Annotated in this window: 7 protein-coding genes and 1 pseudogene; all 8 read right to left on the bottom strand. The window is 61.3% G+C overall.

Annotated features, from left to right (window positions below):
* Positions 1–716, bottom strand: a pseudogene (locus tag KGB27_RS16815) (hypothetical protein); the annotation flags it as partial.
* A 56-nt stretch (positions 717–772) separates the two neighbouring features.
* Positions 773–1,279: a hypothetical protein gene (locus tag KGB27_RS16810; RefSeq protein ID WP_008030533.1), complete on the bottom strand. Its 507-nt coding sequence runs from the start codon at positions 1,277–1,279 to the stop codon at positions 773–775.
* Positions 1,280–1,283: 4 nt separating this feature from the next.
* Positions 1,284–2,015: a hypothetical protein gene (locus KGB27_RS16805; RefSeq protein WP_207284938.1), complete on the bottom strand. Its 732-nt coding sequence runs from the start codon at positions 2,013–2,015 to the stop codon at positions 1,284–1,286.
* A gap of 34 nt (positions 2,016–2,049) precedes the next feature.
* Positions 2,050–3,594, bottom strand: coding sequence for an SUMF1/EgtB/PvdO family nonheme iron enzyme (locus KGB27_RS16800; RefSeq protein WP_008037965.1), 1,545 nt, complete (start codon positions 3,592–3,594; stop codon positions 2,050–2,052).
* Positions 3,584–4,807 carry an ABC transporter permease gene (locus tag KGB27_RS16795; protein ID WP_223555399.1) on the bottom strand — a complete coding sequence of 408 codons (1,224 nt, stop codon included), beginning with the start codon at positions 4,805–4,807 and terminating at the stop codon, positions 3,584–3,586. The genes KGB27_RS16800 and KGB27_RS16795 overlap by 11 nt, the downstream gene beginning before the upstream one ends.
* Positions 4,791–5,492: an ABC transporter ATP-binding protein gene (locus tag KGB27_RS16790; protein WP_008030527.1), complete on the bottom strand. Its 702-nt coding sequence runs from the start codon at positions 5,490–5,492 to the stop codon at positions 4,791–4,793. Before KGB27_RS16790 ends, KGB27_RS16795 begins: the two co-directional genes overlap by 17 nt.
* Positions 5,493–5,502: 10 nt before the next feature.
* Positions 5,503–7,494: a vWA domain-containing protein gene (locus KGB27_RS16785; protein ID WP_223450135.1), complete on the bottom strand. Its 1,992-nt coding sequence runs from the start codon at positions 7,492–7,494 to the stop codon at positions 5,503–5,505.
* Positions 7,494–8,528 (bottom strand): hypothetical protein, encoded by a 1,035-nt coding sequence (locus KGB27_RS16780; protein ID WP_223555397.1) that lies wholly within the window; start codon positions 8,526–8,528, stop codon positions 7,494–7,496. The genes KGB27_RS16785 and KGB27_RS16780 overlap by 1 nt, the downstream gene beginning before the upstream one ends.
* Between the last annotated feature and the right edge of the window lie 3 nt (positions 8,529–8,531).

The following is an 8,531-nucleotide window of genomic DNA, read 5'->3' as shown; positions in this document are numbered from 1 at the left end:
GGTTTTGGCGGCGGGACCGGTTTGGGGGCGGGTACTGGTTCTGGCTCTGGAACCGGTACGGGTTCCGGTTTCGGTTCCACTACAGGCTCCGGCTCCACTACCGGCTCGGGAACAGGCTCAACCGGTTTCTCGATCGGTGTCACCACCGGGGCGACCGGTTCGACCGGGACAACTTTTTCCCGGTGCATAAACCACCAGTAAGCCCAGAGCGCCAGGAGCAACAACAGCAGTGCCAGCAATGCCGCGGCGATCCACCATCCACGGCGCGAAGGCGCCACGGCGGCCACCGGAGCCAGCGGAACCACCGGTGGCACCACCGGTTTTGGCGGGCGCTGGTTCCAGCGCACCACCAACGGCTCACCGTTGAGGCTGTAGAGTTTGTCCAGCTCGGGAGCGCCGAGCAGGCTGCGCAGGTCATCCGCTTCCGTGGGCTGACCGCGTTTTTGCAGTTCGTCCGCCAACTGTCCAAGGGACGTCTGACGCACTTCATAGGTTTCCAGCAATCGCCGTTGAGCGTCCTCGTTGAGGTCGGCATAGGGCGTGGGTTGGCCACCCAGTTCGGTCCACCATTCCAGCACCTCGCCGCTGCCCATTCGCGGGATGGCGAAGAGGCTGGAGACGGTCGGCGGAAAGTGTTTCTGGATGAGGGCGACTTTGGCTTGCAGCGCACTCATCCCCTCTGGTGTGGCTTGCGCATCCCTGATGACCCGCTGCATGACGTCGATTCCTGAAAAGGCTGCAGGCCTCCGGCGGGAGGCCTGCGGGTGAAAAGTTACTCTTCGTAACCGAGGCTGAATTGCAGTTGATTGACCTTTTTCTGCAGCGCCTTCAGTTGTTCCTGCTTGGCGGCCAGGGCCGCCTTTGAAGGCTTGGCCACCGGTGCAGTCTGCGAGTCCTTGAGCTGCTGTTCGAGCCCGGCGATCTGCTTTTGCACCTGGCTTTCATTGCCATGGCGCGCCTTCAGTGAGGTCAGCAACTTGCCCAGCGACTGGTTCAGTTCAGCCTGGGATTTCTGCTGGCTGGCCAAATCGGTTTTGGTGCTGAGCTGCTGGGCCTGAATGTTCTCGTACACCTGACGGAACATCGCGTTTTGCTGGCGGGACTCGGCCAGGGCCTGTTCCTTTTGTTTGACCTGATCGCTGTAACCACCAGAGTAGTCGCAGTTCATCTTGGTCAGCATGCTGCTGTCGCGATTGGTCGCATCGCATTCGCCCGGCTGGGTCGCGCAACCGCTCAAGGCGAGGACGGCGGTCAGGACCGCCAGTTGTCGTAACGTCATGTGCTTAACCCAGAGTGATTGCGGAGCGCTGGCTGTAGAGACCGTCGACTTCCTTCTGCAAGGCAGCGACTTTCTCGTTCATTTTCAGAATGCTCACATCCACCTGCTTCATCTCGGCGCTGGAGCCTTGGGCGCGTTCGGCATCGGCCACTTTGCTGTACTCGGTGACTTTTTTGCGCATGTTGCTGAGGTCTTTGCGCAAGATTGCGATGTTGTTGTCGATCTCGGCGATTTGCGTCTGGGCTTTGGTCTTGTCGACCTTTTTGCTGGCGATGTCCTGTTTGATCCTGGCGATACGCGCCTGGTCATCCTTGATCACTTGCTGAGCGGTCTCGGTGCGGGCAATCACATTGCGCGTGTCTTGCTCGACTTCGCTGTTCATCTTCGCCAGACGGGTGGAGGTGTCGGCGTATTCGCTGCGACGTTGATCCAGATAATAGTTCGCGCCCATGGCCACGCCACACGCGGTAATACCGGCGGCGATGGCGCAGACAGCCTTGTTGCTGCTGTTGGACAGCGCGCAACCGAGGATGCCGACACCGGCGCCGACGGCGCAGGCCTGGTAACCGGACTTGCTGAAGAACTCCGCGTCATTGCCCTGGGTCAGGCGCGGGTCTGCGCCGTCGCTGCCGCCGAGCATCGAACTGCCGGTGTTGGCGCAACCAGTCAGCAACAGGCTGCCGGCAACGACGAATGCGATCTGTAGTTTGAAGCGAGTCCAAAGGCTGCGCGACATGGTGAAACTCCTCGATGACGGTGTTGACGTGTTGTTATTGAGTGACGGTCTTGCAGCTGGTCAGCCAGGCGTCAGTGTCGATCTTCTGTTTTTGCAGGAAGGTCTTCTGATTCGCCCAGTGCGTGCGCAAGTAGGGTTTGAGGTCCTGAAGCTGTTTGTTGCGAGTAATGATTTCTTCCATCACCGGAACCTGTGCCTCGAGCAGCGGCTGACCGTACAACGTCGCCGACTCCACCAGGCTGCTGGCGTAGTAACGGCTGAGTTTGTGCAGGCGATCCTTCTGCTCGTCGAGCTTGCCCTTGCGCATGTCGCAACTGGCGTCTTTTTCGGCGGCTTCGCAATTGAGCTTGTAGTTTTTCTGCAGGAAATCCACGTACTGGCCGTCGTCGAGCATCTTGGTGCACAGGAACGCACCCAGATTGAGGCTGGCGCGAATCGCCTGGTCGCGGGTTTCTTCCTGCTGCTGGTTGCTGGCGCGCAGCTGGTTTTCCAAGGCCTGGAGTTTTTCCTTCAGCGCTTTATCTTCAACACCCGAGGCCAGCGTGTTCAGCGACTGAACCGTGCCTTTGTCGGCGGATTCGGTTTCCTTGCTGCCGGTGCCGAGTTTCTTCCAGCTGTTTTCGATGCTGGCCACGCGTTCGCGAGAGGTCAGGGTCGGCGAGACCAATACCAGGCGCAGGCCGGTGGTTTTGTTTTTTACCTGGCCTTCGGCGTTGTAGTACGGCTCTTCCTTGCGCAACGCGGTGCGCAGGTCAGCCTGGGCGGTCAGGTAATTGCCGCCGCGCACGACGTAGCCACCGGCCTGGCCATGCTGGCGGTCGAGTTTGTTCAGGCGAAACGGCTCGAACATCATTTCGTCGACGTTGCCGAGCATGTCGTGAAGGCCCAGCGGATTGGGCTTTTGCAGGCCGGACAACTGCAGTTTGCCGTTGGACGATTGCGCCCCGGCGAACCACTCGTAAGCGTTGATGCCGTCGGGCATCGGGTAGCGTGTATCGCGGAATTCCGCCGCACCGACTTCCAGGCCACCGCGCGCGGCGAACTCCCACTCGACTTCCGTCGGTAAACGCAGGAAGCCCAGGGCGCCGTCTTCTTTCGGCAGCTTGCCGGCGGCGTTCTTGCGCAGCCACAGGTTGTACTTGTCAGCCGCTTCGACGGCTTGCACCCAGCTCACGGCCACTTGCGGCAAGCGCATCTTGGTCGCGGCGGTGGGGCAGGTTTCGTCGGTCAGGGCAGCGTACTGCAACTGACTCATCTCGTACTTGGCCATCAGGTAGTAGCGGGATTTGTCGTTCTTGGCGCCGGTGAAACTGCCAGCGATAAACGTCGGTCGAGTCTGTTCGACATAGCCGTATTCCGCGCCGTCCTGACCGATGTTGATCGGGTAGTCGTCGAGCGGTCCGGTGACCGGAATGAACACCTTGCGAAACACCATCGAGCCTTCACACGGCATCGGCAAAACGACGTCGCTGGCTTCGGGCATCGGGTTGTAATACTTCTCTTCCCAGCCCGCCGCCGAAGCGTCGAGCAAGTAGCCCAGGCTCAGGGGCAACAGCAAGCCAAAACGTTTATAGCTCACGCAGACTCTCCGCAGGTTGGATGCTGATGGCGCGCACGGCGCCGATCACGGCCACCAGTGTAGCGACCAGAAAGGTCAGAAGCAGGGCGGCGAGGCCATGCCAGAGTGTGATGTGGCAGACAAAGGTGCCGGTGGCCTGGCTGCTGCCGAGCAAGTAGTCGAACAGATGACTGCCGACAGCGTAAAACCCCAATCCGCCGAGGTAGCCGGCCAGGCTCAGCAGCAGCGCTTGCACGACCACGAAACCGGCGACCGCCGTGCGCTTGAACCCCAGCAGGCGCAGGACCGCGAGGCTTTTGCGCTTGCGGTCGATGTTGGCCAGGAACGCGCCGACCATCGACGCCACACAGCCAATCAATGCCGCCAGGGCAATAACACCGAAGATCAGCCCCAGCACATGGTTGATGGCTTTGACGTTGTCGATGTCGGCCAGTCGGCTCGACGTCTCGATGTGTTGTTCGTTGAGCCAGCGCTCCAGCGGCGCCACTTGGTCGATGTCGTGTGCATACACGCGAGCGCGGGCATACAGCGGTTGCAGATCACCCAGAGGCTTGCCGGTGGTGATGCCGAACGCACTGACCTGATAGCCATCGCGAAAGCGCTCCAGGTCCAGCAGCAACGGCGGGGCGACAAACCCGGCGGCGCGGCCGAAACGGGCGCCATCGAGAATCGCCAGCACGCTCAGCGACATCTCGCCGCGCTCATTCACGCCTTCCAGACGGCGCAGCACGCGCAGTTGCACGCGATCGCCGACCTTGGCCTGCAAGCGTTGCGCGGCGCGCGCACTGAGGATCACTTGATCGCCGGTGGGGTTGAGTTGCGGCAGGTTCAGTTGCGGGTCGCCGGGTTCGGTGGCGATGATTTCCGCGCCTTCGACGAAGCGCTGCATGCCGATCAGCAAATCCGCCTGGGTGTTGAGCGAACGGGTCTGGCCGAGGGCAAAACCGGTCTCGGGACGCTGGCGCAGACGCTCGATCCAGGCACTGTCGTAGTTGCCGTTGCTGAGCATCTTCACTTCAAGGTTGCGAGGGTCGCGCAGCAGTTCGTCCTGCAACTGGCTGACCACCCCGTGCTTGAGGCCGAACAGCAACAGCAACGGCGCGATCACCGCCACCAATGACGCGGCGATGCACAGCGACACCTTGCGGTCGTGCCACAGGTCTTGCAGGGCCAGGGTGCCCAGCAGGCGCAGTCGGTCAGTCCATCGGTTCAAACAGAGTCTCTCCCTGGCGGCTGATAGCGCCGAGTCGCGGCAAGCCGAAATCCTTCAACAAGGCCCAGTCATGGGATACCACGAGCGCACTCAGGCCCATGCTCGACACCAGGCTCAGCAGCAATTCAAACAGGCGCCGGGCGCTGTGCGGGTCGAGCGCGGCGGTCGGTTCGTCCGCCAACAGCAGCAGCGGTTCATGGGCAATGGCGCGAACGCAGGCCACGCGCTGGCGTTCGCCGATCGACAGCGCCTGCGGCTTTTTATCCAGCAATCCTTGCAGGCGCAATACCTCAACCGCGTGGTCGATGTGCGCGCTGTGTGCCGACATGCCGAGCAAACGGCGCGGCAGGCTGATGTTGTCGCGCACGCTCAGAAACGGCAGCAGGCCGCCACTTTGCAAAATGAACCCCAGATGCCGCGAACGTACCGCCGCCAAAGCCGGTTGATCATCCGTGGCCAGCAATCGGGCGATGTCCTGATCCTGCGTTGCGCCCAGGCGAAAGCGCTCAAGCTCGACCGGCGCCAGCAGCAGGCCGATGGCCTCAAGCAATGTGCTTTTGCCGCTGCCGCTCTCGCCGGTGATGGCGAGGATTTCCCCGCCGCCGATCTGCAAGTGCGGCAGGCGCACGTGATGGGCCAGCGCGCCTTCACCACGGCGCACCAGCAAGTTCCTGATATCGAGCATGGGCGTCTCGTTAAGGCATCATTTCCAGAGGCACCGGGTACACGTTGTCCCGCGCATCGCTGTCCTTGGCCAACGCCACCCAACGGTCGACGTCAGCGTTGTAACGCTGGTAGTGCCGCAGTTTGGTGTTAAGCGTACGGATGAATTTCTCCTGTGCCAGACCGTCCCAGCTCTTCCAGGTCTCTTCATCCAGGTTCAGCACTTCGCTCTGGTACGGCAGGTCTTCGATGTACTCGCCGAGCACGCCCATGTCCGCCAGTTTGGCGTTGTTGTTCTGCTTGAGCTGGTTCGGATCGGCGCCCATGGTCGCGGCCACCGAGCGCAGGCGGTCGAACATTTCCGTCGGCGAAATCAGGCCTTCGTTGGCAGCGTCGAGAATCTTCTTCATCACGTCGCTCAAGTCGCTGAGCTGGGACTTGGTCAGCAACACCCGCACGTCGGTGGTGGGGATGTTCTGCTTGATCAGGTCACGGTCGGTGATCCACGCCTTGAACACCGGCGGGGACTTGCTGTTGTTCTTCTCGCCCAGATAGGCCAGTTGCATGGCGTGGCCGATCAGCGCGGCGTCCTCGAGCATTTTCTTCTCGGCCGGGTCCTGCTTGGCGTTCGCCGCACTGCCGATGGCGTCTTCGCCCATGTAGGCGGCTTTCACCTGTGTAGTGATCGCGGTGGCCAGTGCGTCGACCTTGCGCCCGAACTCCTGCACATCACCCGCATTCACCGGGTAGTACAACGAGGTGTTGGTGCCCGGGTAAGTCGACAGGTTCTGGTACTGCGCCTCGGCCTTGGCGTGATCCTTGACCCCGGCCGGGGTTTTCAAGTGCAGGGTGTAAATCGCTACGCCCGGGTTGGCCGCTTCAATGCGCACCTGTGCAGCGCTCAAACCGGTTTTCGACAGTTTGTCGTCACCTTCGATGGCGCCCGCGTCGGTGATCAACACCACGTAGCGCGCACCGAATTGGCTCCAGTCGACCTTGTCGATACTCTCCATGACGCCGGCAAAGGCATCCTCATCGAAGCTGCTGCTCGACACTTTGGCCTGTTTGAGGTCGGCGATCTTGGCGAAAAAGTCGGCGCTGTCTTTCACCTTGGTAGGGTCGGCGTACATCTTGGTGGTGTATTCCAGTCCAGGCACTGCCTGGGTATTGGAACGGAAAGCCACCATGCCGAACTTGACCTGCTTGCCGAGGTTCTGCGATTCGATCTGCTGATAAACCTTGCGAATCGCTTCGCGGGTACGGTCGATGTACGGGTCCATCGAAATCGTCGAGTCGATGACAAACACCACCGCCGCGCTGAATTCCTTCAGTTGGCTGGCGGCCTTGTCTTCGGCCTCTTTGCCTCCGGACGCATTTTTGCCAGCCGCGCCCTTGGTGTCTTTTTCGTCGGGCTTGCTGACCGATGCGACATTGAGCAGGCGCGTGCGGAAACCGGCTTCGGTCATGACTTCTTCGCCGCTGAGCACGGGCAGCAGGTAGAACTGCTTTTGCAGGTCGACGAAGTATTCAGGTTCTTCGGCCAGCACGCCGGGTGCTTGCTTGCCCTTTTTCAACGTGGCGCGCAGCGGGGCGACTTTGCTCACCGGGTCCGGTGCATTGAGAATGCCTTCGACCGTGGTGCGTTCCTTGAAGAACAGCAGCCGGTCGCGGTTGGCTGGGTTGGTGAAGGCCAGGGTCAGTTGCATTTTCCAGTCGGTGGTGCAGCTTGCAGGCAGCCAGCCAATGGTTTTGCCATAACTGTCGGGGCCGACTTTCAGCCACTCGGCGTTTGCCGCCTGGGCGCGTTCGTACACGTAGAAACGGCTGAACACCGGTTGCGCCTCGCCTGCCGCACCGCCCGCCGTCGGGCTGATCTTGCAGCCCGGGGTGGTCAATACGCGTTGGAACAAGGTCTTTTTACCGGCCTGGATCAGCGGTTTGTCATCAGCCTGGGACAACGGGCTGATGCACAGCGCCAACAACGCAGCGCTGCTCAGCAGGAAACGACTCACGGGTGAACGCATCACTTCTGCAACTCCTCGAAACGCTGCTTGGCTTCGGCGTTGTTCGGGTCCTGGGTGAGGATCGTTTCGTACCAGTAGGCCGCGGTGGCGTTATCCGCTACCGGGAAGCACTCGCTGGCCTTCAGGTATTTCGGGTCGTATTCGCGGGCATAGGCGTTGGCGATCAGCGCGTCACCGGCCTGGGCACGGTTGGCGTACAGGCGCTGGGCGACACCGCAGTGTTTGCCAGCCTTGGCTTCGTTGATGATTTCCAGCAGCTTGGCGCTGTCGGGTGCCGCCTTGATGCAGGTCTGGACGAAGGTCAGCTCGGGCAGACTGTTCATGCTTTCCAGCGTGCAGGCTTGTGCGTCGGCACCGGCCGGTGCGGCGGCCGCGACCGTCGGGGCAGGCGCCGGCGTGCGTTTGTAGAACCAGAACCCGGCCGCTGCTGCCAGCAGCAATACCAGCACAAGCGCGAGGCCGAGCAGGCCTTTGTTGCTCTTCTTCACCGGTGGCGGAGCAGGCGTGTATTCGCGTTCGTTGGGCACCGATTCCAGTTCGATTTCTGGCTCGGCGGTGGGCAAGATCAGTTCCGGCAGTTCCGGGATTTCCGGGATTTCCGGAATCTCAGGTGCTGGTGCAGCTGGCGCGGTCAAATCTGCGCCGCCATACGTCGAGCGCGTCTGACCACCCGCCGTGGACGGCAACAGCCCGACGCCTGGCCGGACCACGCCTTTGTCGGCATGCCCCAGGCTCTGTTCGCGCAGTTCGATCTGGAATTGCGAGTTGGCGCTGCCTTCCAGCAGCGGGTCGACCACTTCCGGGCCGACCTGGGCTTCAAGAGCTTCGCCACTGGCGGCGACAGTGAAGCGCGAAACCTTGAACCAGAACGGGTTGTTGCTCCAGGCCTGTTGGTCCTGGAGGTAGAAACCGTCCTGGTTACGCTGAATGGAAAATTCCAGCTGTTCTTCGCCACCCTGCCATTTCTTCACAGTAAGGCAGGCCCGGCCAGGCACATTGGGCTCTAAGGCGAGCAGGTCGACACGAATTGGCATTGC

The organism is Pseudomonas sp. BF-R-01 (assembly GCF_019946615.1).
In the GTDB taxonomy this organism is placed as follows: domain Bacteria; phylum Pseudomonadota; class Gammaproteobacteria; order Pseudomonadales; family Pseudomonadaceae; genus Aquipseudomonas; species Aquipseudomonas migulae.
The sequence above is the reverse complement of the archived record's forward strand: the minus strand, read 5'-3'. Positions and strand labels throughout refer to the sequence as shown.

Bases quoted from the DNA above. Each gene is read 5' to 3' on its own strand.
- KGB27_RS16810 (WP_008030533.1), bottom strand. From the start codon at position 1,279: ATGACGTTACGACAACTGGCGGTCCTGACCGCCGTCCTCGCCTTGAGC.
- KGB27_RS16805 (WP_207284938.1), bottom strand. From the start codon at position 2,015: ATGTCGCGCAGCCTTTGGACTCGCTTCAAACTACAGATCGCATTCGTC.
- KGB27_RS16790 (WP_008030527.1), bottom strand. From the start codon at position 5,492: ATGCTCGATATCAGGAACTTGCTGGTGCGCCGTGGTGAAGGCGCGCTG.
- KGB27_RS16785 (WP_223450135.1), bottom strand. From the start codon at position 7,494: ATGCGTTCACCCGTGAGTCGTTTCCTGCTGAGCAGCGCTGCGTTGTTG.
- KGB27_RS16780 (WP_223555397.1), bottom strand. From the start codon at position 8,528: ATGCCAATTCGTGTCGACCTGCTCGCCTTAGAGCCCAATGTGCCTGGC.